Origin of the sequence: Pseudomonas cichorii (assembly GCF_018343775.1) — a bacterium.
In the GTDB taxonomy this organism is placed as follows: domain Bacteria; phylum Pseudomonadota; class Gammaproteobacteria; order Pseudomonadales; family Pseudomonadaceae; genus Aquipseudomonas; species Aquipseudomonas cichorii.
Genome location: NZ_CP074349.1, coordinates 3,358,514 through 3,382,468 on the forward strand (window position 1 = coordinate 3,358,514; position 23,955 = coordinate 3,382,468).

General features: G+C 60.3%; 22 protein-coding genes and 1 riboswitch. Of the genes, 18 read left to right on the forward strand and 4 right to left on the reverse strand.

The window, feature by feature from the left end; all coding sequences use genetic code 11:
• Position 1: 1 nt before the first annotated feature.
• Entirely contained in the window at positions 2–1,123 is a 1,122-nt protein-coding gene (locus tag KGD89_RS14010; protein ID WP_025260403.1) for an MBL fold metallo-hydrolase, read from the reverse strand.
• Positions 1,124–1,291: 168 nt separating this feature from the next.
• Between KGD89_RS14010 and KGD89_RS14015 the strand changes: the two genes are divergently transcribed.
• The 11 genes from KGD89_RS14015 to KGD89_RS14065 all read left to right on the forward strand — a co-directional run bounded on the left by KGD89_RS14015 (position 1,292) and on the right by KGD89_RS14065 (position 13,619).
• Entirely contained in the window at positions 1,292–1,690 is a 399-nt protein-coding gene (locus KGD89_RS14015) for a hypothetical protein (protein WP_025260404.1), read from the forward strand.
• A 38-nt stretch (positions 1,691–1,728) separates the two neighbouring features.
• A complete protein-coding gene (locus tag KGD89_RS14020; protein ID WP_025260405.1) occupies positions 1,729–2,214 on the forward strand; it encodes a GNAT family N-acetyltransferase in 486 nt (161 codons plus the stop codon).
• Between the two features lie 144 nt (positions 2,215–2,358).
• Positions 2,359–2,889: a sigma-70 family RNA polymerase sigma factor gene (locus KGD89_RS14025; RefSeq protein ID WP_025260406.1), complete on the forward strand. Its 531-nt coding sequence runs from the start codon at positions 2,359–2,361 to the stop codon at positions 2,887–2,889.
• Positions 2,886–3,824 (forward strand): FecR family protein, encoded by a 939-nt coding sequence (locus KGD89_RS14030; RefSeq protein WP_025260407.1) that lies wholly within the window; start codon positions 2,886–2,888, stop codon positions 3,822–3,824. The genes KGD89_RS14025 and KGD89_RS14030 overlap by 4 nt, the downstream gene beginning before the upstream one ends.
• A gap of 81 nt (positions 3,825–3,905) precedes the next feature.
• Positions 3,906–6,311 carry a TonB-dependent siderophore receptor gene (locus KGD89_RS14035; RefSeq protein ID WP_025260408.1) on the forward strand — a complete coding sequence of 802 codons (2,406 nt, stop codon included), beginning with the start codon at positions 3,906–3,908 and terminating at the stop codon, positions 6,309–6,311.
• A 64-nt stretch (positions 6,312–6,375) separates the two neighbouring features.
• A riboswitch (cobalamin riboswitch) is annotated at positions 6,376–6,581 on the forward strand.
• A gap of 108 nt (positions 6,582–6,689) precedes the next feature.
• On the forward strand, positions 6,690–8,819 hold the full coding sequence (locus tag KGD89_RS14040) for a TonB-dependent receptor (protein WP_038399891.1): 2,130 nt from the start codon (positions 6,690–6,692) through the stop codon (positions 8,817–8,819).
• A 52-nt stretch (positions 8,820–8,871) separates the two neighbouring features.
• The gene (locus tag KGD89_RS14045) at positions 8,872–9,654 is read left to right on the forward strand and encodes an ABC transporter ATP-binding protein (protein WP_025260409.1); all 783 of its coding nucleotides are present in this window, start codon (positions 8,872–8,874) and stop codon (positions 9,652–9,654) included.
• On the forward strand, positions 9,651–10,619 hold the full coding sequence (locus tag KGD89_RS14050) for an ABC transporter substrate-binding protein (RefSeq protein WP_025260410.1): 969 nt from the start codon (positions 9,651–9,653) through the stop codon (positions 10,617–10,619). The genes KGD89_RS14045 and KGD89_RS14050 overlap by 4 nt, the downstream gene beginning before the upstream one ends.
• A 14-nt stretch (positions 10,620–10,633) precedes the next feature.
• Positions 10,634–11,635, forward strand: a complete 1,002-nt coding sequence (locus tag KGD89_RS14055) for a FecCD family ABC transporter permease (protein WP_025260411.1) — start codon at positions 10,634–10,636, stop codon at positions 11,633–11,635.
• A 155-nt stretch (positions 11,636–11,790) separates the two neighbouring features.
• Complete coding sequence (locus KGD89_RS14060; RefSeq protein WP_025260412.1) at positions 11,791–12,723, forward strand: LysR family transcriptional regulator; 933 nt, start codon at positions 11,791–11,793, stop codon at positions 12,721–12,723.
• 110 nt (positions 12,724–12,833) lie between these two features.
• Positions 12,834–13,619: a putative hydro-lyase gene (locus KGD89_RS14065; protein ID WP_025260413.1), complete on the forward strand. Its 786-nt coding sequence runs from the start codon at positions 12,834–12,836 to the stop codon at positions 13,617–13,619.
• Positions 13,620–13,778: 159 nt separating this feature from the next.
• On the opposite strand, the gene KGD89_RS14070 is transcribed toward KGD89_RS14065, so the two are convergent.
• Genes KGD89_RS14070 through KGD89_RS14080 form a run of 3 tightly spaced genes read right to left on the reverse strand, consistent with a single transcriptional unit; the run spans position 13,779 to position 17,930 of the window.
• Complete coding sequence (locus KGD89_RS14070) at positions 13,779–15,110, reverse strand: OprD family porin (RefSeq protein WP_025260414.1); 1,332 nt, start codon at positions 15,108–15,110, stop codon at positions 13,779–13,781.
• A 51-nt stretch (positions 15,111–15,161) separates the two neighbouring features.
• On the reverse strand, positions 15,162–16,712 hold the full coding sequence (locus tag KGD89_RS14075; RefSeq protein ID WP_025260415.1) for an MFS transporter: 1,551 nt from the start codon (positions 16,710–16,712) through the stop codon (positions 15,162–15,164).
• 9 nt (positions 16,713–16,721) lie between these two features.
• Positions 16,722–17,930, reverse strand: coding sequence for an aspartate transaminase (locus tag KGD89_RS14080; protein WP_025260416.1), 1,209 nt, complete (start codon positions 17,928–17,930; stop codon positions 16,722–16,724).
• 288 nt (positions 17,931–18,218) lie between these two features.
• Here KGD89_RS14080 and nac point away from each other — a divergent pair, with 288 nt between their 5' ends.
• The 7 genes from nac to KGD89_RS14115 all read left to right on the forward strand — a co-directional run bounded on the left by nac (position 18,219) and on the right by KGD89_RS14115 (position 23,903).
• Positions 18,219–19,133, forward strand: a complete 915-nt coding sequence (nac, locus tag KGD89_RS14085) for a nitrogen assimilation transcriptional regulator NAC (protein WP_025260417.1) — start codon at positions 18,219–18,221, stop codon at positions 19,131–19,133.
• A gap of 105 nt (positions 19,134–19,238) precedes the next feature.
• Positions 19,239–19,685 carry an acetyl-CoA carboxylase biotin carboxyl carrier protein gene (locus KGD89_RS14090; protein ID WP_025260418.1) on the forward strand — a complete coding sequence of 149 codons (447 nt, stop codon included), beginning with the start codon at positions 19,239–19,241 and terminating at the stop codon, positions 19,683–19,685.
• A 29-nt stretch (positions 19,686–19,714) separates the two neighbouring features.
• The gene (gene accC, locus KGD89_RS14095; protein WP_025260419.1) at positions 19,715–21,067 is read left to right on the forward strand and encodes an acetyl-CoA carboxylase biotin carboxylase subunit; all 1,353 of its coding nucleotides are present in this window, start codon (positions 19,715–19,717) and stop codon (positions 21,065–21,067) included.
• Positions 21,064–21,735 carry a 5-oxoprolinase subunit PxpB gene (pxpB, locus tag KGD89_RS14100; RefSeq protein WP_025260420.1) on the forward strand — a complete coding sequence of 224 codons (672 nt, stop codon included), beginning with the start codon at positions 21,064–21,066 and terminating at the stop codon, positions 21,733–21,735. The genes accC and pxpB overlap by 4 nt, the downstream gene beginning before the upstream one ends.
• Complete coding sequence (locus KGD89_RS14105; RefSeq protein ID WP_025260421.1) at positions 21,732–22,703, forward strand: 5-oxoprolinase subunit C family protein; 972 nt, start codon at positions 21,732–21,734, stop codon at positions 22,701–22,703. The genes pxpB and KGD89_RS14105 overlap by 4 nt, the downstream gene beginning before the upstream one ends.
• Positions 22,704–22,713: 10 nt before the next feature.
• Positions 22,714–23,139: a biotin/lipoyl-containing protein gene (locus tag KGD89_RS14110; protein ID WP_025260422.1), complete on the forward strand. Its 426-nt coding sequence runs from the start codon at positions 22,714–22,716 to the stop codon at positions 23,137–23,139.
• A complete protein-coding gene (locus tag KGD89_RS14115) occupies positions 23,136–23,903 on the forward strand; it encodes a LamB/YcsF family protein (RefSeq protein WP_025260423.1) in 768 nt (255 codons plus the stop codon). Before KGD89_RS14110 ends, KGD89_RS14115 begins: the two co-directional genes overlap by 4 nt.
• Positions 23,904–23,955: the final 52 nt, after the last annotated feature.

Here is a 23,955-nt window from a genome sequence, read left to right on the forward strand (position 1 = left end):
TTCAGTCGACGCGGTTCCACCAGGGCTCGAAGGACTGAGCCCTGCCGTCGACATGAACGGGCTGACCGATCATCGGTGTCCACAGGGCATAGCCGCGCCCTTCACTGGCTGCAGTCAGGCGCCGGAAAGGATCATTCCAGTCATGGGACGCGAGGGAGAAGCGTCCCACATGCCCGGGAGTCAATACGCGGGTGCCCAGATCGACAGCAGCTTGAGCAGCCTCTTCGGGGTTCATGTGCAGGTTCGCCCAGCGCGGGTCGTACTGGCCGCTGTCGAGGGACACCCAGTCGAACGGCCCGAAGCGCTTGCCAATCTCGGCAAAGTGGCGTCCATAGCCGGAGTCACCGCTGAAGAACAGCCGACGCTGCGGTGATTCCAGCACAAACCCTGCCCACAACGCCTGATTGCGGGTCAATGTGCGTCCGGAGTAATGCCTGGCAGGCGTGGCATGCAACCGCAGGTCCATGCCGACTTCATGACGCTCATACCAGTCCAGCTCGTGAATCCTGGCAGCGTCATAACCCCAGGACTCGAAATGTGCTCCGATTCCCAACCCGGTAACCACCTGTTTGACCAGCGGCTTGAGGGCAAGAACCGTCGGGTAATCGATGTGATCGTAATGGTCGTGGGTGATCAGGAGCACATCGATCCATGGCATGTCCTGCGCCGAATAGATAGTCGTGCCGTCAAACGCCGTCACGAATCCGGGCAACGGAGCAGCATGGTCGCTGAATACCGGGTCGATCAGGATGCGCTTGCCGTTCAGTTGCACATACCACGAGGAATGACCGAGCCAGATCACCAGATCATCCTGCGGATTCAGGGAGCGCAGATCTGTTTTCTGGGTGGGAATGCTCTGAGTTGGACGTGGCTTGCCCTTTTCCGCGAAAAAGTTGTCGATGCGAATCGACAACTGGGTAGCGCCATTGGTCAGGAAAGGCGTGTCCTCCTGATTCTGAAAAGCACCGTTCACGTAGTTCGGTGATGCCTGGATACGGGCAAGCCGCTCTCCCTGCGGCAACTGGCCGAAAACCGGCTGACGCATATAGAAGAAGACCGCTGCAACCAGCACGGCAACGATAGCCGTGAGCACAGCCAATGTTCGCAACAGGATTTTTCTCATCTTGGCTCTGGCCACATTCAAAAATTGCCCGCGATGTTAGGGGGAGAACGAGTATCCAACTAGACCCGCATTACTTGATACGGTTATGAATGAAGTTCAGCAATGACGCTCGACAGAAGGCTGTGCAACCTATGGTCAGAAGCACTCGCAAATGGCTATGCTGCGCCCATGAACACCTCGCCCCCGATCCGCAACCCATGCCCGCCCGGCGCTTGTAACTGCGAGCGTGAGCGGCTGGACGCTCCCGATGCCGATCGGCGCATTCTGCTTCTGACCCGCGAGGAAGAAAAACGCCTGCTGGAGCGGCTGGAGCGTATCGAAAGCCTCAGCGACCTTGAACGCTTGCAAGGCAAAATCCACGAGCAATTGGGTATCCGCGTGGAGATCGCGCCGGGTTTCAATGAGGTGCGTACCATGCGCGGTATCAGCATCTTTGTGCCCGAAAAGACCGGCCTGTGCCGCAAGACCCGCCAGTCGATTCCGGCGGCTATTCGGCGTGGCCTGGAAAATCGCCCCGAAATCGCCTGGGAACTGCTCAACGCCCATGACTTGTTGCGTGATGCCTGAGCTATGATGCCGGCTCATACCAATAAGGAAGAATCGTTGTGCCGCTCGAAATTCGCCCTGCCCGCCCCGACGACGCCAGCCAGATCCTTGCTTTCATCACTGAACTGGCCATCTATGAACGTGCCCGTCATGAAGTAATCGCCACTGTCGAAGACATTCATCGCTCGCTGTTCGCCGACAATGCACCTGCCAAGGCCTTGATCTGCCTGTATGACGACAAGCCCGTCGGTTTCGCCGTCTATTTCTACAGTTACTCCACCTGGCTGGGCCGCAACGGTATTTATCTGGAAGACCTGTACGTCTCGCCGGAAAACCGCAGCATCGGTGCCGGACGCGCCTTGTTGCGTCATATCGCCCGTGAAGCCGTCGCCAATGGGTGCGGCCGCTTCGAGTGGAGCGTGCTGGACTGGAATGAGCCGGCCATCAAGTTCTACAAGGCTTTGGGTGCGGCACCTCAGGACGAGTGGGTGCGGTATCGCATGGAAGGCGACGCGCTGCTGAGTTTTGCCAAGGGTGACGAATAACCCCGTCATCACGCTTGAACCAGGCCCGACGCAATGTCGGGCTTTTCAATGGAATACAGGCTCATGTCCGGGCCATGGCGGCTTGTTGCAATCAATGCGGCGAATCGGCATCATTTGATAATAATTTTCATTAGCCTTCGTAACATGATCCCGACCTCCCCCGATGCCCGCCCTCTGAGCGTGCGTAACCGTGTTCTGCAACAGTTGTTCGGCGACCATCATGGCTGGTTGCAGGAGCGATTACGTGCACGTCTGGGTTGTCATCACGATGCAGCAGACATGGCGGCCGAAACCTTCGCCCAAGTGGTCGCCCTGCCCGAGCCTCACGCCATTCGTGAACCAAGGGCGTTGCTGACGACCATTGCCAAGCGACTGATTTTTGCTTCGTGGCGGCGCCGAGATCTGGAGCGGGCTTACCTGGAAGTACTGGCGCAACAGCCTCAGGGCTACGAGCCTTCCGCCGAAGAACAGGTACAGGCGCTGGAAGCCCTGAGCACGATCGACCAGATACTGGATGGCCTGTCGCCCATGGGCCGCAGCGCCTTTCTGTATAGCCAGCTCGATGGCATGACCTACTCCGAAATCGGTCGCGCGCTGGGCATTTCCGCGCCACGGGTTCATCAATACGTCGTCAAGGCATTGGGCCTTTGCTATCTGGCCCTGGAGCAACGATGAGCACCCAGCGGCTATCGCCCTCTGTCGCCGAAGCCATTGAATGGCTGGCCCTGCAACGCTCCGGCAGCATCAGCACGACTCAACGCCAACACTTTCAGCAATGGCTGCAGAGCAGCCAGGACAATCGCGATGCCTGGGCGCAACTTGAGCAGCGTATCGGGCAGACCTTCGCCGGGCTGCCGCCCTTGTCACGCCAAGTGTTGAGTACGTCCGGGCAAAACCGTCGTCAATGGCTGCGCGGAGCATTGGGGCTGGCCGGAATGGGTGTCGGCGGCTGGTGGCTGCAACGCAACGGGCTGCTGCCATGGAATCGTGGCGATCTCTACACCGGACTGGCCGAGCGGCGCCCCTTCTCTCTGGAGGATGGCAGCCAGCTTCTACTCAATGCCCGAAGCCGCGTCGACCTGGCCTTCGACGACCGACAGCGCACCCTCATTCTGCATGAGGGCGCCCTCAGCATTCAGGTCGCTTCAGACCCGCAACGGCCTTTGGTCATTCGCACAGCCTTCGGCGAAGCCAGGGCACTGGGCACACGCTTCACCGTCAGCCTGCATGAACAGGGTACGCATGTCTGGGTGCAGGAATCTCGCGTGCAACTCACGGTTGCCAGCGGTGCGACTCAAACCCTGGGTCCAGGCCAGGGCGCACGGCTGCAGGACGGACGCATTCAGCCTCTGGATACGCGCCTGTCGAGCGAAAATGCCTGGAAAGAGGGCTTGCTCGAAGTTCACGACCAGCCGCTGGCCGATGTCATCGAAGCCCTGCGCGACTATCACCCCGGTCTATTGCGCATCGATCAGGATGCCGCCGCGCTGCGGGTCACCGGCGTCTTCACCCTGGATGACAGTGGCCAGACCTTGCGTTCGCTGCAGGAAGTGCTGCCGGTAAAAGTCGAGAAACGCTTCGGCTGGTGGACGCACATCAGCCTGCGCTGAAAATATTTTTCATACCCCCTTAATTTCCAGGCCGCTCGCGTCACATAGCTGGCATCGACTACCCAAACGGGAAATGCTGCCATGCACCGACCACTGCGCTTGACCCTGACACCGCTGGCATTTGCCCTGGCGTTCACCACGCTGGACAGCGTGGCCGATGATCCCGCCCAGCCCGCAAACGCCCGCCAGCAACTCATGGACCTGGATCTGCCAGCCGGCCCTCTGGATGCAACCCTGACCAGCATCGCTCGCCAGAGCGGGCGCAACATTGCGTTTAACGCAACGCTGACTCGCGGCCTGACAGCCGCGCCATTACGCGGTCGCTACAGCGTCGAGCAGGCGGTGAGCGAGGTGCTGCGAGGTTTGCCCCTGCAATTGAGCATCACCCCCAGCGGCACCTTGAGCATTGAGCGGCGCCCCGAGACTTCGGCCATGGAACTCTCGGATATCACGGTGAGTGCGGCCAGCCATGAACAAGACGCCTGGGGACCGGCTCACAGCTGGGTCGCACAACGCAGTGCAACCGTGAGCAAGACCGACACCTCCCTGCTGGAGATTCCCCAGTCGGTGTCGGTGATTACCCGTGAAGAAATGCAGTCGCGCAAACACGACAGCCTTGCCGACGCCCTCAACTACAACACCAGTGTGATCAGCCAGCCGAACGGCTACAGCCGCGTGGCCGACGACTACCGCATGCGCGGTTTCGATATCGGCCCACGCACAGGCGGCGTAATGCGCGACGGCATGAAAATGCAGAGCACCCAGTTTGAAGGGGGTCAGGAACCTTACGGGCTGGAACGTGTGGAAGTGCTCAAGGGCGCATCCTCCGTACTGTATGGCCAACTGGCGCCCGGCGGGCTGATCAACGCCATCAGCAAGCGTCCCACGCTCGACCCGTTGCATGAAATCAATCTGGAATACGGCAATCATGATCGACAGCAACTCTCCACCGATCACAGTGGCCGCATCGATGACGAAGGCCGTTTCAGCTATCGGCTGACTGCCCTGGTGCGCGACAGCGGCACCCAGTACGACGCCATCGACGATGACAAGCACTACATCGCCCCCGCGCTGACCTGGCAGATCAACGACGACAGCCGCCTGACCCTGCTCGCCAGTCATCAGCGCACACAGACCAGCCTGACGCCGCCCATGCGCTATGACATCACCACCTTTAGCTCAACGCCGGGCTACAAAGTGCCCTATGACCTGTTTGCGGGCGAGCCGGATTTCGACGATTACGATGGCACCTTGCAGACCTTCGGCTATCTGTTCGAGCAGCGCCTGAACGACAACCTGCAATTGCGTCACGCGGCCCGCTACTTCGAGTCCCGCACCGACTATGACTACATCACCCTGAACAACAGCCGGATCAGCGGCGCGAATCTGTCGAGCCTGTCGCGCACTTACAACTCACGCGAAGACATTGCCACCGGCTGGACCTCTGACACCAGCCTGCAACTGGATCTGGAAAACGGGCGCTGGAAACATACCCTGCTGGGCGGCCTGGACTACTACCGCAAGACCTACGACAGCCACCGCTTCAGCGGCAGCGCACCGGCGCTGGACCTTGCCAACCCGGTCTATGGCAACCTGCCTGCCGTGAACCGTAACATCGACAGTGGCTCCGACCTGCACAGCCATCAACTCGGCATTTACCTGCAGGAACAGCTGAAACTCGATGACCGCTGGCTTCTGATGATCGGCATGCGCCAGGACTGGGCTGACAACAGCACCCGCAACTACCGCAACGACTCGCGCAGCAGCACCGACGACAGCAAGGCCACTGGGCGCATCGGGCTGGTCTATCTGGCCGAAAACGGTCTGGCGCCTTATATCAGCTATAGCCAGTCCTTCCTGCCCTCTTCCGGCACCGATGCCAATGGCGATGCCTTCCTGCCCACCGAAGGCGAGCAATATGAAATCGGTATCCGCTACCAGCCTCCAGGTCGCGAGATGATGATCAGCGCGGCGGTCTATCAGTTGACCCAGAGCAACGTCATCACCTCCATTGCAGGCTCGGACTTCGACGAGCAGACCGGCAAGGAACGCAGCACCGGTTTTGAAGTGGAAGCCAAGGCTCAACTGACGCCACAACTGGCCATGAACGCCGCCTATGCCTATACCGACGCCCATATCATCGAGGACAACGATGAAGTGCTCGAAGGGTCGCGCATCGAAGGCACGCCTTATCACAATGCCTCGCTGTGGCTGGATTACCGTTTCGCCTCGGCGGGCCTGAAGGGCCTGTCAGTGGGCAGCGGCGTGCGCTATGTCGGCACCACCCACACCACGCCCAGCGTCACGGATCGCAAGATCCCGGCCTACGCCTTGTTCGATGCACGAATCAGCTATGACCTGGACGACAACTGGCAAGTCAGCGCCAAGGCACAGAACCTCACCAACGAGAAATACCTGTACTGCGCCAACTCATGCCGCTATGGCGATACCCGTAGTGTGGTGGGGGCGGTCAGTTATCGGTGGTAAGTCTTCGCGAAACCCCTAACGCTCGACCAACATCAGCCATTGACGCTTTCCAGCTTCAATGATTTGATGCGCGCCAGTTTCAGGTGTCCCATGCCGCCGTGCATGGGATTAAACGGGAAGCCGGTGCGTCACTCTCTGTGATCAGTCCGGCGCTGCCCCCGCAACGGTAAGCGAGCGAAGCATTCAAAATACCACTGTGCCAAGGCATGGGAAGGTGAATGTTTCATGACCCTCGCAAGCCCGGAGACCGGCCTGCAACCTTGTTTGGCAAACCCGCGGTGGGCGGGCGCAGGCCGGTCTTCGCGGGCTTTTTGCGCCTGCGATTCCCTATGCGTTGTTCCCTCCGGGATTCATTCATTCCTGATTGGCTGGAATCGCATGTCCCGTTCTTTTCTGCTTCAATCCCTGAGCCTGCTTCCCTGTCTGGCGCTTTCGTCCCATGCATTGGCCGCTGACTCACAAACCCTGGCACTGCCCTCGGTCGCAATCACTGGCAGCGCCGATACGCCAGTAACCGATCTGGCAACCCCGACACCCAGCGGTTCGCGCCTGAACCTTACGGCGCTGGAAACACCCGCCAGCACCAGTAGCCTCGACAGCCAGCCCCTCGAAAGCCGCAATAACCTGACCGTTCAAGATGCAGTCAGCCGCTCGCCGGGCATCACCAGCATCGCAACGCCCGGTGATGGCAATACAGCGCTATCCGCTCGCGGCTTCACCGGGCATTCCTCGGTCATGACCCTGTTCGACGGCTCGCGCCTGTACACCGGCGCCGGCACTCAGACCTTCCCGGTCGATCCGTTCATGGTCGAGCGTATCGACGTGATCCGTGGCCCGGCTTCGGTGCTTTATGGCGAAGGCGCAACCGGAGCCGTTATCAACGTGGTACCGAAAAAGCCTTTCGAGGGCGAAATCCGCAATCGCCTGCGCCTGGGCTACGGCTCCAATGACCGCCAGCAACTGGGCCTCGACAGCGGCGGCTCGCTGAGCGATACCCTGAGCTATCGCCTTACCCTGAACCAGCAGGAAAGCAATGGCTGGGTCGATAACGGCAATTCCCGCAGCCTGGCCATGAGCGCAGCCCTGCGCTGGCAAGCCACCGACGACCTGAGCTTCACCCTCGCCCACGAACGTGGCGACAGCGAGCCGATGAACTACTTCGGCACACCGCTGATCGATGGCCGATACCGCGACAGCCTGCGCGACAAAAACTACAACCTGCGCAATGCCGTGCAACGCTACAACGATGAATGGACCCGCCTGAACACCGACTGGGCCATCAACGATAACGTCAGCGCCAGCAACCAGCTCTACTACATCAAGAGCCGCCGCCACTGGCGCAACGCCGAAGTCTATAGCTGGAGCAGCGCTCAGGGTCAGTTGTTGCGTGGCGACTACCTGGAGATCAAGCACGACCAGGAGCAGATCGGCGACCGCCAGAGTTTCACGTTCAACCATTCGCTGTTCGGCCTGGACAGCCGCACGGTGATTGGAGCCGAGTACAACAGAATCCGCTTCGACGTCAGCAACAACTCGCCTTACAACGATGTCGGCGGCGACTTCATCGATCCATGGAGCCCGGCATCCGGCGACTTCCAGAGCCAGTCGGCATTCCGGCCACTGGCCGAAAGCACCACGCGCACTTTTGCCGTGTTCGCCGAAAACCGCCTGCAACTGTCCGAGCGCTGGTCGCTGGTGACCGGCGTGCGCCGCGACCAGAACCACATCGACCGCTATGACCAGCGTGCCGACAGCCGTAGCGACCGGAGCCTCACCGGCGGCAACTGGCGCGCCGGGCTGGTGTTCGCTGTGACCAATCAACTGTCCCTGTATGGCCAGTACTCCACCAGTGAAGACGGCGTCAGCAACCTTATCAGCATGAACCCGACCCAGCAGCAGATGGACCTGACCGAAGCGAAACAGACCGAGTTCGGCCTCAAGCAGCAGTTCTGGGATGGACGTGGCGAATGGACCCTGGCGGCCTATCACATCGTCAAGAAAAAACTCCTGGCCATCGACCCGGTGACCCGCCTGACCCAACAGGTCGGCCAACAGTCATCTGACGGCCTGGAAGCTTCTCTGGAACTGGCCCTTGCCAATGACTGGCACGTGTCGGCCAACGCCTCGGTGGTACGTGCCGAGTACGATGATTTCGATGAGACGGTTTCTGGGCAGGTCGTGTCCCGCGCCGGCAATCGCCCCACCGACGTCCCGCGCCGCACCGCCAATCTGTGGCTGAACAAGGCGCTGAACGAAACGCTGGATGCCGGCATGGGCCTGCGCTATGTAGACGAGCGTTATGCCAACACCGCCAATACCACCTCAGTGCCAGGCTACACGGTGCTGGACGCCAATCTGGGCTGGCAGGTGCAGCGCGATGTGCGTCTGGGCCTGCAACTGAACAACCTGCTCGACCGCCGCTACGCCGCGTCGCAGTACAACAACGGGCAGCAGTGGCTGATGGGCGAACCTCGCTCCTTCTTCGTCACGGCTGATTACAGCTTCTGATCCAGTTGGCGGCAAGCATACAACCTGTCGCCAGCCAACCCGGAAATCGAGCATGTCCACCCTGAATATCAACCGCCTGAACTGGACTGCGCCACAGGGCCAGGGCCAACACTGGCAGCTTGAAGGCATCGACCTGCACATCGGGCAAGGCGAATTCGTCGGGCTGATCGGCCCCAATGGCAGTGGCAAGACCAGTCTGTTGCGCTGCGCCTACCGTTTCAACGAACCGGACAGCGGCTCGCTGCACCTCGACGGGCAGGATATCTGGCAACAGACACCCCGCTGGAGCGCTCAGCGCATGGCCGTGATGATGCAAGAATTTCCTCAGGAGTTCGGCCTGACCGTGCAGGATGTCGTGGCCATGGGGCGTACACCTCATCAGGGCTGGTTCGACGGCGAAAGCGCCGAAGACCTTGCCCTGATCGACAAGACCTTGAATCAGGTGGGCTTGCAAGGGCTCAGCGAACACTCGTTCGTGTCATTGTCGGGCGGCGAAAAACAGCGCGCATTGCTGGCCCGCGCACTGGTGCAACAGCCCGGTCTGCTGATCCTCGACGAGCCCACCAACCATCTTGATCCGCGCTACCAACTGGAGCTGCTGCACTCTTTGCGGCGACTGAAACTCAGCACGCTGGCCAGCTTTCATGACCTCAATCTGGCTGCGGCGTTCTGCGACCGGCTGTATGTCATCGAGCACGGCCAGATCGTTGCCAGTGGCACGCCGACCGAGGTTCTGACCGAACAACGACTGCTGCACGTATTCGGCGTCCACGCACTGGTGGATACCCATCCACTGGCACCTCATCCACGCATTACCTGGATCAGCCCATCATGACCCGAGCCCTGGCCTGCCTGATGCTGCTTGCCGCCCTGCCACTGGCCGCTGCTGCCGATAATTTCCCCCTGACCGTGCAGAGTTGCGGGCGCGAGGTGACGTTCGATCATCCACCACAGCGGGCAGTCAGCCATGACATCAACCTGACCGGCATGCTGCTCGCCCTCGGCCTGCGCCCCCGCATGGTTGGCTACACCGGCATCACCGGCTGGAAAACCCTCGACCCGGCCCTGCGCGAGGCGCTGGACGGTCTGCCCGAGCTGGCAGAGCGTTACCCGTCGGTGGAAAACCTGCTGGATGCCAATGCCGACTTTTTCTTTGCAGGCTGGAGCTACGGCATGCGCGTCGGAGGCCCGGTGACGCCACACACACTGCAACCGTTCGGCATTCCCGTGTATGAACTAAGCGAATCCTGTTCGCGGATCATGACTCAGCGCGAAGCCAGCCTGGAGGATCTGTACCGCGACCTGCATAACCTGGGGCGAATCTTCGATGTCCAGCAACGCGCCGATGCCGTAGTCGAGGGCCTGCAACAACGGGTCGCGCAGACAACGGCCCGACTGGGACAGGTCCGGCAACGCCCGCGAGTGTTCCTGTATGACAGTGGCGAAGACAGGCCCGCGACCTCAGGAAAACTGGGGATGCCACACGCCTTGATCGAAACGGCTGGCGGGCAGAACGTCATGGACGATATCGCCGCCAGCTGGACTCAGGTCAGTTGGGAAAGCGTGGTGGAGCGCAACCCGCAGGTGATCGTGATCGTCGATTATGGGCCGACCTCCTGGCAGCACAAGCGCGACTTCCTTTTACAGAACGCAGCCTTGAGCAGTGTCGAAGCCATCCGTCAGAAACGATTCGTGGTACTGCCCTATGTCGCCGTGACGCCTTCGGTCGATAACGCTGAAGCCATCGAAAAACTGGCCGCTGCGCTGCATCCCGAACAGTTCGACGGAGCCCGGCAGTGAAGCCTGTACGCAGCGTGGCCGGTTATCGCTGGCTGATCGGCACCCTGTTCGTTCTGCTGGCGCTGTCGTGCCTGATATCACTGGGCTTCGGTCCGGCGCGAGTGCCCTTGGCCAAGGTACTGGGCATTGTTTTGCAACAGGTCGGCTTCGATGCCGTGGTGGACTGGAGCAAGGGCCAGGCACAGATCATCTGGCTGATCCGCGCCCCCCGGGTATTGCTCGGTGCGCTGGTGGGCGCGGGGCTGGCACTGGTCGGTACGGCACTCCAGGCGGTGACCCGCAATCCGCTGGCTGACCCGCACCTGCTGGGCGTCAGTTCCGGCGCTGCTCTTGGGGCAGTGGTCGCGGTGTTGTATCTGGGTGAGTTCATTGGCGTATTCAGCCTGCCGCTGGCCGCCTTCATCGGCGCACTGGGCAGCATGCTGCTGGTCCTGGCCGTCGCCAGCAGGCACGGACGTCTGGAAAGCGAGCGCCTGTTGCTGGCTGGGGTCGCGGTGTCATTCGTACTGATGGCCCTGGTCAATCTGCTGCTCTACACCGGCGATCAGCATGCCGCCAACTCCGTGATGTTCTGGATGCTCGGCGGCCTTGGGCTGGCGCGCTGGGAGTTGCTATGGCTGCCGGTCGCTTGCGTATCGGGTGGTTTCATCGTGCTGCTAAGCCTGAGCCGTGCCCTCAATGCCTTGATGAGTGGCGAACAGACTGCCGTGAGCCTGGGGTTCAATACCCGGCATGTGCGCTGGCAGGTGTTTGTCAGCACTTCGTTGCTGACCGGCGTACTGGTGTCGCTCTCCGGTGCCATCGGTTTCGTCGGCCTGATGTTGCCGCACATGGCGCGTCGTCTGGTCGGAGCCGAGCACCGCAGGCTGCTGCCGGTCAGCGCCCTGCTTGGGGCGCTGTTCATGATCTGGGTGGACGTCGCAGCCCGCACGCTGATTGCGCCACAGGACCTGCCCATCGGCATCGCCACGGCGGCCATTGGCGGTGTGTTTTTCATATTGCTGATACGTCGATAGGGGTTGAGCAAACGCCTTCTCTCCCCTCACCAGATCATGCGTTTCATGCTTCAATAGCCCGGCAGCAGAGAACAGGCAGCTACCTCTGTTCAGATTTACTGAACAGAGGTCATGTGGTGTACATGCGGGATTGCCCGCGCAAGGTTGTGACCTTCATGAATACACGATTCGTTGAAACCTTCATCCTGTTGGCCCATGTGGGCAGTGTTCGTCAGGTTGCAAAGCAGATGCACACCACACCGGGTGCTATCTCCATGCGTGTGCGCAAGCTGGAAGCCGAACTGGGTATTGTGCTCTTCAACTGGGACCACAAGACCCTTCAGATAACGCCTCAAGGCGCCAGCCTGCTGCCTCATGCCGAGCGTCTGGTGGAAGCCACACAGGCCTTTCAACGTGCGGCCAGCTCTCCAGCGAAAGAACAAGGCCGAATCCGGATTGCGGTAATCGAGACAGTCGTTCACACATTTCTACCGGACTTCATGAAACTCATGAGCCGGACAATGCCCGATGTCACCATAGACCTGTCCGTTGAACTGACTTCAAACTCGAAAGAGCAGTTGATGCGACGTGAAGTCGACCTGATCATCCGGGTCATCGCCGATGACGGCGACAATCCGTTTGCGATTACCAAACCGATTGCAGAGCTGCCCATTCATTGGGTTGCACGCCCACGTGCTGTGCCGACACGGGATATGGTGCGTAAAGTGCTGAGCAAGCAAATGCTGACGCAGATGCGAGGCTCGGCCCCCTATGAGTCCGCCGTTACCATCGCGCAACAGTTGGCATCGGAGCACGGGGTATTGGCCAGTGAACTGCGCATATCCGGTTCCCCTTCCCTGGCAGCGCTGGTATCGCTGGTGAAAGAAGGTGTAGGCGTGGCGATCATGCCGGGCATTCTGGTCAAGAACAGCCTGCAACATGGCGAACTGCAAGAACTCCCGCTGCCCAGCCCGCCCTCGTTCAAGATCGCGACATCCCATATGAAAAATGCGCCTGCGCTGGTATCAGGGGTCGCAGACATCGTGCACAAGGTCTGCCGCACGTACTGTAAACGCCAGGGGGAACACTGGATCATCAGTCACGGCTAAATCACCTGTTCAGTTAAATTGAACAGGCATGGCGATTATTGTTGGATAGACACTGCCTGCAAGCTGTTCAAAGAATGACTCCCCTACTTCGTAATGCTGGAGCCTTCACGATGAGCACGCCCTGGACCAACCCCGCCGAGTTTCGCGCAGCCGTCAGAGCTGGCCTTCATACTGGCCCCACCGCAGACGTCTGCCCTGGCTACACCCAGGGAAACCTGGCCATTCTGCCTCGTGAATACGCAGACGAGTTCTTGCGATTCGCCTGCCTCAACCCGAAGTCCTGCCCGATTATCGGCATGACCGAACCGGGAGACAGCCGGGTTCCTGAACTGGGCGGCGTGGATTTGATGGCCGACGTCCCGGCTTATTGCGTATTCCGCGACGGTGAACAGGTTGATGAAGTGTCGGATCTCAAAGGGCTGTGGAACGATGATCTGGTAGGTTTTGTCATTGGCTGCTCCTTCTCCTTTGAAGGCGCGCTTCTAGATGCAGGCGTACCGATTCGCCACATCGAACAGGGCTCCAATGTCCCGATGTACGTTTCCAATATTGCCAATGGCAAGGCAGGACGTTTCGGCGGGACCACCGTGGTCAGCATGCGTCCGATGACTCCGGCACAGGCCATCCGGGCGGTGCAGGTCACTTCCCGCTTCCCGAGTGTCCATGGAGCGCCTGTTCACTTGGGTGACCCGTCCCAGATCGGCATCCGCGATGTCGATTCGCCCGACTTCGGCGAACGCTCGATTATCCGCCCAGGCGAAATCCCGGTGTTCTGGGCCTGCGGCGTAACCCCCCAACAAGCGATCCGCAGCGCACGCCCCTCATTCGCCATCACCCACAAACCTGGGCATATGGTGGTGACCGATATTCTCAATAGTCATCTTGCGGTGTTTTAAGAATGACGTACTTGCAGGAGGCAGCTTGCTGGCGATAGGGCCTGTTGCAGTTTGACAACACCGCAGTAGTAGCGAATTCATTCGCGAAGGGCCAGCACATCCGACAGAGATATGTCGTTTGATATGCCGTTTTCGCGAATAAATTCGCTTGTGCCAGCTTTAGAGGATATCCAGCGGATAAGTCACAATCACCCGATGCTCATCGCTGTCACGCTGGGAGGCGACTTCGCTGCGCAGCGAGGCATGTCGCAACTGGACGCCTAGCTTCTTCAGCGGGCCGGATTGCACCACGTAGCCCAGGGTCAGGTTGCGTTCCCATTCTTTCTGGTCGCCATTGGCCGTGCGAATGTTCGAGCCGCTTTCGTACATGCCCATGAAAGTCAGGCCCGGAACGCCCACCTGAGCGAAGTCGTAGCCATAGCGAACCTGCCAGGTGCTTTCGCCGGCACGCTGGAATTTGCCGATCATGGATTCGGTCATGAAGTACGCCGTAGAGCCATCGCCCTGGTTGAGCCATACAGCATCGCTGTCGCCGCTGACCTGCTGGAAACCGGCCGCAATGGTGTGGCCGCTGACCAGATAGGTGAACAGCGCGCTGGACAGGCGGCTGTCTACCTTGCCTTTCACCACACCGCCGCCGTAATAGCCGTTGGTGTAGAACGCCGGATCATTGCCATTGGCGCCATCGGACTTGTTATCGAAATAGCGCAGGTCGGAACGCAAGGTGCCCGGCCCGACAGCAATATCGTATTTCACACCCAGGAAGTTCTGTTTGTAGAAGTCTTCCAGATGGCCGTAGTAATACTGCAAGGTCAGGTCTTTAGTGACTTTGTAATCGACACCACCGTAATAGAACTTGTTGACGAACTCGCCAGTACGGGCGTTGTTCGCGCCAGGAATGGACATGCCCATCTGGTTGCTCGACCCGCGCCCTTTTACATGTTCCAGCTGGCCCAATGTAAAGGTGAAGTTATCGATATCCCTGGACTGAACCTGGCCACCATTGAAAGTCTGTTGCAACATGCGATCGGTGGACATCACTACCGGCAACATCGGCACCAGCGTGCCGTAACGGAACTCGGTCTTGGAAACCAGTGCCTTGGCGGTCAGGCCAACACTGCCGAATTCATCGACGGCACGACCATCGCCGTCGGTAGGGAACACGTTACCGTTGAACGCTGAACTGGTCGGGTTGTAATGACGGCCCTTGCCGGAGTCCAGACGAAAACCGGCCATGCCCAATGCGTCGACACCAAACCCTACAAGCCCCTGGGTATAACCGGAACGAAAATCGAGAATGAAACCTTGCCCCCACTCCTGGGTGTAGTTCGGGTTGTCCGCCCCGCTGCGGTTATCGGCATTACTGAAGAAGTTACGGGCCAGCACACTGGCCTTGCTGTCCTCTACAAAACCGGCACTGAATGCCTGTTGGGCCATGACCATACCGCAAATACCAGCCACCAGACGGGGCGAGCGATTGATAAGCTCCATCGAAATATCCTTTGCTGTAAGTAAGTGGTGTAAGCAGTCAGGAGTAGGCAGTTAAGTTTTATTGTTTTGAGGAGCAACGAGAGTCGGCGCGGTGACTAACTTGACCGCGGGCAAGCGATACAGAACCAGTAATGCAATTACCCCAAGGCCTGCGCACATCAGCAGCCCGATCCCCACCGAGCGTGCCAATGCCTCACGGGCCAGTTCCAGCAGGTGCCAGGCTTCGCCCGAATCATCAGAAGTCGATGTCAGCAACACTTGTGGATTGATATAACGGGCAATCGAACTTTCCTGGCCAGCCGCCAGAAACGCACGGTTCAGATGAGTGACATACAGCAAGTTGACCAACACCCCCATGACCGCAGTGCCCAGCAGGCCGCCGACCAGTCGCAGTGACTGGATCAGGGCCGTGGCAATGCCCAGGAACTGCCGCTCGGCCAGGGTTTGTGTGAACACGGTCAGGTTGAGCAGGATGAACCCAAGCCCTACTCCGGCCAGCAGGATCAGCATCAGCAAGGTATTGAACGATGCACTGCGCCCCGCCAGCGCCAGGCCGGTACAGGCCAGCAACAAGGCAAGAAAACCGGCCAGCGGCAGCAGGTTCGGATTGCTCAAGCGGGTCACGATGCGGCTGTTGACGATGGCACCCAGGGTGATGCTCAAGGCCAGTGGTGTAATCAGCAGGCCGGCGTCTTTCGGGGAGTAGCCGTAACTGCCTTGCAGCAGCAGCGGCAGATAGAACAGCAGGCTGAACATGATCGCCCCGGCCAGCACCGACAGTAGAAACAGGGTGCGCATGCTCGATACGGCGAACATTGCCGGTGGCAACAGCGCCGACGTGCAGCGCCGCTCCCAGAACCAGAGCGTCGCCCCGCAAAGCAGGCAGATCAAGGCCAGGGACGCGCTAAGCAAGGTACTCGAATGCCCCATCCATTCAACGCCCAATTGCAGGCTGCCCAGTGCGACCGCAATCAACAAAGCGCCGAACCAGTCCAGGCGAATGCCCTGGGTCTGCACGGGCCGGTAATACGGCAGGTAACGCCAGGCGAAGAACAGCGCGATACACCCCAGCGGCAGATTGAGATAGAACACCGAACGCCAGCCATAAGCCTCCGTCAGCAAACCACCCAGACCGGGACCGATGGCGTTGACCACACTGAACAGCGCGCTGAGCATCATCTGCCAGCGCAGCCGCTGCCGGGTATCCGGGAACAGCTCAGGAATACAGGCGAATGCCGTACCGATCAGCATCCCTCCTCCGACACCCTGCAACGCCCGACCAATCACCAGCACCCGCATGTCGGTGGCCATCGCACAGATCAGTGAAGCCAGGGTAAAGACGATGGTCGCGGCAATCACGAAAGGCTTGCGTCCGAAGTAATCGCCCAACCGACCGAACACTGGAATGGTCACGATCGAGGTCAGCAGATAACCGGTGGCGACCCAGGCATAGAGTTCAAAGCCCTGTAGTTCGGCGACGATGCTGGGCAACGCATTGCCGATCACCGTCTGATCGAGCGCCGAGAGCATCAGCACCAGCGAGATGCCGAGCATCGCCAACAGCGCTTGCCTGAAGCTCAAGGCACTTACCTGAGTCGTCATCGATGCGCCTCAGACCAATGCCGCAACGGCAGTGGCGATTCGCGAGCAACCCTGCTCAAGGGTTTCCAGCGCCGTGGCAATGGACATGCGAAAGAACGGTGCCAGACCATAGGCTGTACCGGCAACCACCGCCACGCCCTGGCTTTCCAGCAGGTACATCACCACGTCAGTGTCGGTTTCCAGAAGCTTGCCATCGGGCGCGCGCTTGCCGATCAAGGCCCCGCAGTTCACATAGAGATAGAATGCGCCGTCGGGCTTGAGGCAGCTCAGGCCATCAATGGCATTGATCAGTTCCAGGCAGCGATCACGACGCTGCTGATAGACCTTCACGCTCTCTTTGACGAAAGACTGATCACCGCTCAAAGCCGCCACCGCAGCCGCCTGGCTGACAGAACTGGCATTGCTGGTCGACTGCGACTGCAAGGTGGCCATGGCGTTGATCACATCGGCAGGCCCGGCCGCATAGCCAATCCGCCAGCCGGTCATGGCGTAGGTCTTGGAGACACCATTGATGACCAGCACCCGGTCACGCAACTGGGGCTCGACGCACAGGATGTGCGCGTTATCCGCCCCCTCGAAACGAATGTGCTCATAGATGTCGTCGGTCATCAGCAGCACATCGGGGAACTCCAGCAGCACGTCGGCCAGCGCGCGCAGTTCCTGGGCGCTGTAGCTGGCCCCGGTCGGATTGCTCGGTGAGTTGAGCAGCAACCAGCGGGTACGCTCGGTGATCGCGCCACGCAGTTGTTCGGCGGTGAGTTTGAAGCCGTTTTCTTCCGGGCAGGCCAGGGTCACCGGCTCACCTTCACAGGCCAGCACCATATCCGGGTAGGACACCCAGTAAGGCGCAGGAATCAATACCTCATCGCCTGCGCCAAGGGTCGCGGCGAAGGCATTGAAGATGGCACTCTTGGCTCCGCTGGTCACCACGATCTGCGAAGCCGGGTAATCCAGACTGTTTTCCCTGGCGAGTTTGGCGGCAATGGCCTGACGCAGCTCCAGTGTGCCGACGTTCGCCGTGTAGCGGGTTTCACCCCGTTCAATGGCAGCGCTGGCAGCCTCACGGATGTGTCTGGGGGTATCGAAGTCGGGCTCGCCGACGACCAGATTGATGATCGACTTGCCCTGGCGACGCAGCTCATTGGCACGGTCGGAAGCCGCGCTGCTTGGCGAAGGTTTGATGCGTTGCACGCGGGCGGCGATGCGGGAGGCGTTCAAGGTCGTAATCCTCGGAGGTGACATTCGAGGCTCTACGTTACGAGTCGGAATCGTTGAGCGGATAAGACCGTTTCGTTCTGGTTTGATAGGAAGTCCTTATGACCGCTTGCAGACCGGCAACGCACCAAAATGAAACAGCCTCGGGACTGTTGCGCCTCACGCAGGCAGAACCGGCTGCTGATCAGCACGCCATAGCAAAGGCTTATAGATAGCGTCCAGCCTGCTGCGCGGCATGGCCTGTCTTTTGCTATGACCCATGGGATGTCAGCCCCAGCATGAGTCCGTCTTTTGAATCTCCGTCGTCTGAAATATTTCGTGAAAATCGTCGACATCGGCAGCCTGACACAGGCCGCCGATGTCCTGCACATTGCGCAACCCGCCCTCAGCCAACAGTTGGCAACCCTGGAAGCCGAGCTGCATCAGCAATTGTTGATCCGCACCAAACGCGGCGTGACGCCCACCGAGGCGGGCAAGGTGCTTTACGGTCATGCGCAGCACATTCTGCGGCAGTGCGAGCAGGCCATCAGTGACGTGAACGACACCGGACACGCCTTGTCCGGACAGGTTTCGGTCGGGCTGGCACCGGGCACGGCAGCGTCCACCCTCGCCCTGCCGCTGCTGCGCCGGGTTCGCGAGCGCTATCCGGGGATTCTGCTGTACCTCAATGAAAACTTCGGCACCACCCTCAGCGAACTGATCATGAATGGCCGCATGGACATGGCGGTCTTGTATGGCGGGCGCGAAGTGCATGGCCTGAGCTTCGTCCCCCTGCTGCGGGAAAACCTGTATCTGGTCAGCGCAGACGAACACCTGGGCGAACGTGATGAAATCGCCCTGGCAGAACTGGCAACCATGGACATGCTGCTGCCGCGCCCCTACAACATCATGCGCAAACTGGTCGACGAAGCGTTTCTGAGCATCAGCCTCAGCGCCCGAGTGGTGGCTGAAGTGGAGTCCTCGGCCACCCTGACTGCCGCCGTGGCAGAGCGCTTCGGCTCGACGATTCTTCCCGAGTCGGCCGCCAAGGTGCTGGTGGTCGCCACAGGTGCCCGCATGCTGCGCATTGTCGAACCCGGCATTCAGGCACCGTTGGCGTTGTGCCTGTCCGGTCACCTGCCATTGTCGGTGCCTGCTCAGGCAGTGAAAGCCATCCTCCTGGAGCTGGTGGCAGAACTGCGTAACCAGACCGATCCCGGGTCATAAGCGAGCCTTATCACCCCACAGCCAAACCGTCTTGGCGGTCCTGCGCGGCCCTCGTTAGATTGAAATTCATTCAATACGGCAAGCGGCATAGGTAAAGGCAAGGGTATGGATCAAGAACGTATCAAGGCACTGATCGGGTTGCTGGCAGAGTCCGACCTGATTGAGCTCAGCCTGACGGAAGGTGACAGCACCCTGCGTCTGTTCAAGGAGGCCGCGGGCAATATCGTGCAGGCACCTTCGCTATCCGCCAGGGCGACAATCGGCAAGGCCGCCAGCGTACCGGCACCGGCCATGCAGGCCGTCGCTCCTGCGCCCGCCAAAGGCGAGGTCAAGGCCAGCCTCTATGGCGTCTTGCACCTGACTCCGGCAGTCGGTGAAGCGCCCTTTGTACAGGTCGGCGATAGCGTGGAAGCAGGACAGACTCTGGCGGTCATTGAAGCCATGAAGATGTTCCATCCGCTCAAGGCCAGCCGCTCGGGCATCGTCGAAGCGATCCTCGTGGACGGTGGCACGGAAGTCGAAGCCGGCCAACCCTTGTTCCGTATCGGTTGATCCCGACGCACATTTTTCAGGTATCTCGAATGTTCGATAAAGTGCTGATCGCCAACCGTGGCGAAATTGCCCTGCGTATCCAGCGCGCTTGCCGTGGCCTGGGTCTGAAAACCGTCGCGGTCTACTCCGAAGCCGACCGTCATGCGCAGTACGTCACCCAGGCCGATGAAGCGCTGTGCATCGGCCCTGCTGCGCCCACCCAGAGTTATCTGAATCAGACCGCCCTGCTCTTCGCCGCCAAGGTCAGTGGCGCACAGGCCATTCATCCCGGTTATGGCTTTCTGTCGGAAAACGCCGCCTTTGCCGAACGTATCGAAGCCGCCGGCCTGACCTTTATCGGCCCCAGCGCCGAGTGCATTCGCACCATGGGCGACAAGGTTTCTGCCAAGCGGGCCATGCGCGAAGCCGGTGTGCCTTGTGTGCCGGGACCGGACTCAAGCATGCCCAGCGACCCACAAAGCATTCTCGCCGTCGCCCGGGAAATCGGTTATCCGGTGATCGTCAAAGCCGCTGGCGGTGGCGGCGGGCGTGGCATGCGTGTGGTGCAACAGGAACCGGAACTGCTGGAGGCGATTGCCCTGACCCGTGAAGAAGCGCGTCTGGCATTCGGCAATCCCGAACTCTATATCGAGAAGTTTCTCGGCCATCCGCGCCACGTCGAAATTCAGGTGCTGTGCGATGCCTACGGTCATGCCGTGTGGCTCGGCAGCCGCGACTGCTCCTTGCAGCGTCGCCATCAAAAGGTGCTTGAAGAAGCCCCGGCGCCCGGCATCGACCCGCAATTGATTGCCCATGTGGGCGAGCGCTGCGTCAAGGCCTGCCAGCAGATCGGCTATCGCGGCGTCGGCACCTTCGAGTTCCTTTATGAAGACGGCCAGTTCTTCTTCATCGAAATGAACACCCGCTTACAGGTCGAGCATCCCGTCACCGAGATGACCACCGGCATCGATATCGTCCAGCAGCAGTTGCGCATGGCCCGAGGTGAGCGCCTGGCGTTGCGCCAGGCCGATATCGTCGCCCAAGGCCATTCGCTGGAATGCCGGATCAACGCCGAAGACCCGCTCAGTTTCATGCCCACGCCAGGGCAAGTCACCCGCTGGGAAGTGCCGGGCGGTTTTGGCGTCAGGGTGGATTCCCATGTCACCACCGGCTACCGCGTACCGCCCTATTACGACTCCATGGTCGCCAAGGTCATCAGTCACGGCGCCACGCGGGAAGAAGCCATGGCCCGCATGCGCCTGGCCCTCAGCGAGCTTCATGTGGAAGGCATTTCCACCAATATTCCCCTGCACCGGGAAATCCTCGACGACCCGGCGTTCTGCGCGGGCGGCGTCGATATTCACTACCTGGAGCACTGGCTGCAACAACGGAGCCCACAATGAGCATCGTGCTTGAGGACACACGTCCGACCATCAGCCTGCTGGGCACCACCGCCCTGTTGTTCGAAGCACCGGGCAGCCTTGATCTGGCTCCGCAACAACGCATCTGGGCCATGGCTCGCGTGACCGCACAGTGGCCTGAAATCAGCGAATCGGTGCCGGGCATGAACAACCTGATGCTGACCTTCAAGGTCCCGCCACGGCACCTGAATGCCCTGACCGAACGCTTGCTGGAAACCTGGCAGGCCTGCGAGCCGTTGCCGCTGGAAGGCCGCATCATTGAATTACCCGTGACCTACGGCGGCGAACACGGCCCGCACATGGGCGACGTGATTGCCCATACCGGGCTGGACATTGAAACCATCGCTCATCTGCACAGCGAACCGCTGTATCCGGTCTATGCCTTGGGCAGCCACCCCGGCTACTGCTATCTGGGCGGCATGGACCCACGCATTGCCACACCCCGGCGCAAGGTTCCGGTGCTCAGCATCGGCGCTGGCGCGGTGTCCATCGGCGGCATACAGACCGGCGTTTCCGCCTCTGCCGGCCCCAGCGGCTGGAACACCATCGGGCGTACCGAAATGTCTTTCTTCGACCCCGGGCAATCGCCCCCGGCACTCTTGCAGCCGGGCGACCTGCTGCGCTTTCGCATCGAGAGGATCATTCGATGATCGAGATTCTATCCGCCACCGCCCTGGCCACTGTTCAGGATCTGGGCCGCATCGGCAGCCTGGGTTATGGCGTCGGCACGTCCGGGGCCATGGACACACTGGCCGTGGCGACCGGCAATATTCTGCTGGGCAATGCCGATGACGCCGCGGCCATCGAAATTCCGGTGTTCCCTTTTGAGGTGCGCCTGCTGGAAGACTGCGCCTTTGCCGTGACCGGTGCGGCCTGCGCCTTGAGCCTGGACGACGTCGCCTTCCCGCCGAACTGGGTGATGCAGGGCCATAAAGGTCAGACGCTGGTTATCGATCATCCTGTTGCAGGCTCTCGCGCTTATCTGTGCCTGGCCGGTGGTGTCGATGTGCCGGTGGTGCTCAATTCCCGCAGCACCCAGTTGCGTGGCGAGTTCGGCGGTTTTCAGGGTCGCGCCTTGCAACAAGGCGACCGTTTGAATGCCAGCTCGCCGGGCATCAGCATGCTGGCCACCGATTTCGGTGTGCTCAGCCCTGTGCATGCCTTACCGCTGGACGCGGACGGTGTACCCGCCATGCGCGTTTTGCCCGCAGCGGAATACCTGGCGTTCAAGGCTGATTCCCGAGCGTCCTTCTGGAGCGACGACTGGAAGATCACGTCCCAGAGCAATCGTTATGGCTATCGCCTGGAAGGCACGCCGGTCTTGCCCGAGCATGCCATGGAAGTGCGCTCCCACGGCATCGTACCGGGCGTGATTCAGGTACCTCACGGCGGCCAGCCGATCATCCAGATGCGCGATGCGCAGCCCAGTGGCGGCTACCCGAAATTCGGCACGGTGATCGAAGCCGATCTGTGGCGTCTGGGCCAGGCAGCCATCGGCAGCCGGATTCGCTTTATCGAATGCAGTTACGAACAGGCCCTGGATGCCCTTGAGCAGAATCAGGCCTATCTCGCCGAAGTGCGGCGTCTTGTGGCCCTGCATGGCCTGGCCCGGCGCTGAGGAAACGAACATGAACATTGAAGAGATTCGTCAACTGGCGGCTGATCTGACACTGGCAGGTTTGTCTGGCGCAGAGATCGAGAAGCCGGGGTTCAAGCTGAGCCTCAAACGCGGCGTTGCCTGTCAGGCATCGTCCTCACCAGCTTCGGTCGGCATGACCGAAACCGGATTGAATGCAGGTGCCCCCGCAATCAAGTCCAGCGGCATCGGCCGCTTGCTGGATGCCCACCCGGACAACGGTATCGTACTGGCACCGCCTGGCAGTGAAGTGCAGGTTGGCCAACTGGTCGCACTGCTGGCCGTCGGCACTTTGATTCTGCCAGTCCGTAGCCTGCACGCAGGCAAGGTTTCAAACCTGCTGGTGTCCAGCGGCACAACAGTCGGTTACGGCCAGCCACTGATAAACCTCAGTGCCACAGAAGCGGAGCAACCATGAAGATCGACCTGAATGCAGACATGGGCGAAGGCTTCGGCGCCTGGCGCATGGGCGAAGACGAAGCCCTGATGGAGATCATTTCCTCGGCCAACGTCGCCTGTGGTTTTCATGCCGGTGACCCGTTGATCATGGATAACACAGCGCGACTGGCCAAGGCCCGAGGCATCGATCTGGGTGCCCATGTAGGCTTCCCAGACCTGATGGGTTTTGGTCGTCGCCAGATGAACATCGACATCCATGAACTGAGCACGTACGTGACCTACCAGTTGGGCGCTCTGGCGGCAATGACCAGGGTCGCGGGCCATCGCATGACCCACATGAGCTTTCATGGCGCACTGGGCAATATGGTTGCCGCCGATGCAGAGATGGCTGCGCACCTGATTCGCAGCGTGGCGGCGTTCGACCCCGAGATCATCATCAGTTCGTCGAGCAGCCGCGCCATCGAAAGCGCCGCCAGCCAGTGCAACCTGCGGGTGGCGACCACCTTCCTCGCCGACCGCGCTTACGACGATGACTGTCTGCTGGTGCCACGCAAGATCGCCAACTCGGTCATCAAAGACCCCGCGACTGTACTGCAACGGGTTCGACAACTGCTGGAGGACGGCACCGTGACCAGCATCACCGGCAAAGTCATCAAGGTCAGCGCCTGTTCGATATTGCTCCACGGCGACACACCCGGCGCGGTTGAGCTGGCGCGCACGGTGCGCCATGAAATCGAATCGGCGGGCGGGCAGATCGTGCCGATTTCGCAGCTTGTGGCGTAAGCCATCGCGGCCAAGGCCCCTCCCGCATGAGCCTTACAATCCTTGTGTGAGG

Excerpts from the sequence above, each read along its gene's own strand:
- KGD89_RS14010 (WP_025260403.1), bottom strand. The coding sequence starts at position 1,123 with ATGAGAAAAATCCTGTTGCGAACATTGGCTGTGCTCACGGCTATCGTT.
- KGD89_RS14015 (WP_025260404.1), top strand. The coding sequence starts at position 1,292 with ATGAACACCTCGCCCCCGATCCGCAACCCATGCCCGCCCGGCGCTTGT.
- KGD89_RS14025 (WP_025260406.1), top strand. The coding sequence starts at position 2,359 with ATGATCCCGACCTCCCCCGATGCCCGCCCTCTGAGCGTGCGTAACCGT.
- KGD89_RS14030 (WP_025260407.1), top strand. The coding sequence starts at position 2,886 with ATGAGCACCCAGCGGCTATCGCCCTCTGTCGCCGAAGCCATTGAATGG.
- KGD89_RS14035 (WP_025260408.1), top strand. The coding sequence starts at position 3,906 with ATGCACCGACCACTGCGCTTGACCCTGACACCGCTGGCATTTGCCCTG.
- KGD89_RS14040 (WP_038399891.1), top strand. The coding sequence starts at position 6,690 with ATGTCCCGTTCTTTTCTGCTTCAATCCCTGAGCCTGCTTCCCTGTCTG.
- KGD89_RS14045 (WP_025260409.1), top strand. The coding sequence starts at position 8,872 with ATGTCCACCCTGAATATCAACCGCCTGAACTGGACTGCGCCACAGGGC.
- KGD89_RS14050 (WP_025260410.1), top strand. The coding sequence starts at position 9,651 with ATGACCCGAGCCCTGGCCTGCCTGATGCTGCTTGCCGCCCTGCCACTG.
- KGD89_RS14060 (WP_025260412.1), top strand. The coding sequence starts at position 11,791 with ATGAATACACGATTCGTTGAAACCTTCATCCTGTTGGCCCATGTGGGC.
- KGD89_RS14065 (WP_025260413.1), top strand. The coding sequence starts at position 12,834 with ATGAGCACGCCCTGGACCAACCCCGCCGAGTTTCGCGCAGCCGTCAGA.
- KGD89_RS14070 (WP_025260414.1), bottom strand. The coding sequence starts at position 15,110 with ATGGAGCTTATCAATCGCTCGCCCCGTCTGGTGGCTGGTATTTGCGGT.
- KGD89_RS14075 (WP_025260415.1), bottom strand. The coding sequence starts at position 16,712 with ATGACGACTCAGGTAAGTGCCTTGAGCTTCAGGCAAGCGCTGTTGGCG.
- KGD89_RS14090 (WP_025260418.1), top strand. The coding sequence starts at position 19,239 with ATGGATCAAGAACGTATCAAGGCACTGATCGGGTTGCTGGCAGAGTCC.
- accC (WP_025260419.1), top strand. The coding sequence starts at position 19,715 with ATGTTCGATAAAGTGCTGATCGCCAACCGTGGCGAAATTGCCCTGCGT.
- pxpB (WP_025260420.1), top strand. The coding sequence starts at position 21,064 with ATGAGCATCGTGCTTGAGGACACACGTCCGACCATCAGCCTGCTGGGC.
- KGD89_RS14105 (WP_025260421.1), top strand. The coding sequence starts at position 21,732 with ATGATCGAGATTCTATCCGCCACCGCCCTGGCCACTGTTCAGGATCTG.
- KGD89_RS14110 (WP_025260422.1), top strand. The coding sequence starts at position 22,714 with ATGAACATTGAAGAGATTCGTCAACTGGCGGCTGATCTGACACTGGCA.
- KGD89_RS14115 (WP_025260423.1), top strand. The coding sequence starts at position 23,136 with ATGAAGATCGACCTGAATGCAGACATGGGCGAAGGCTTCGGCGCCTGG.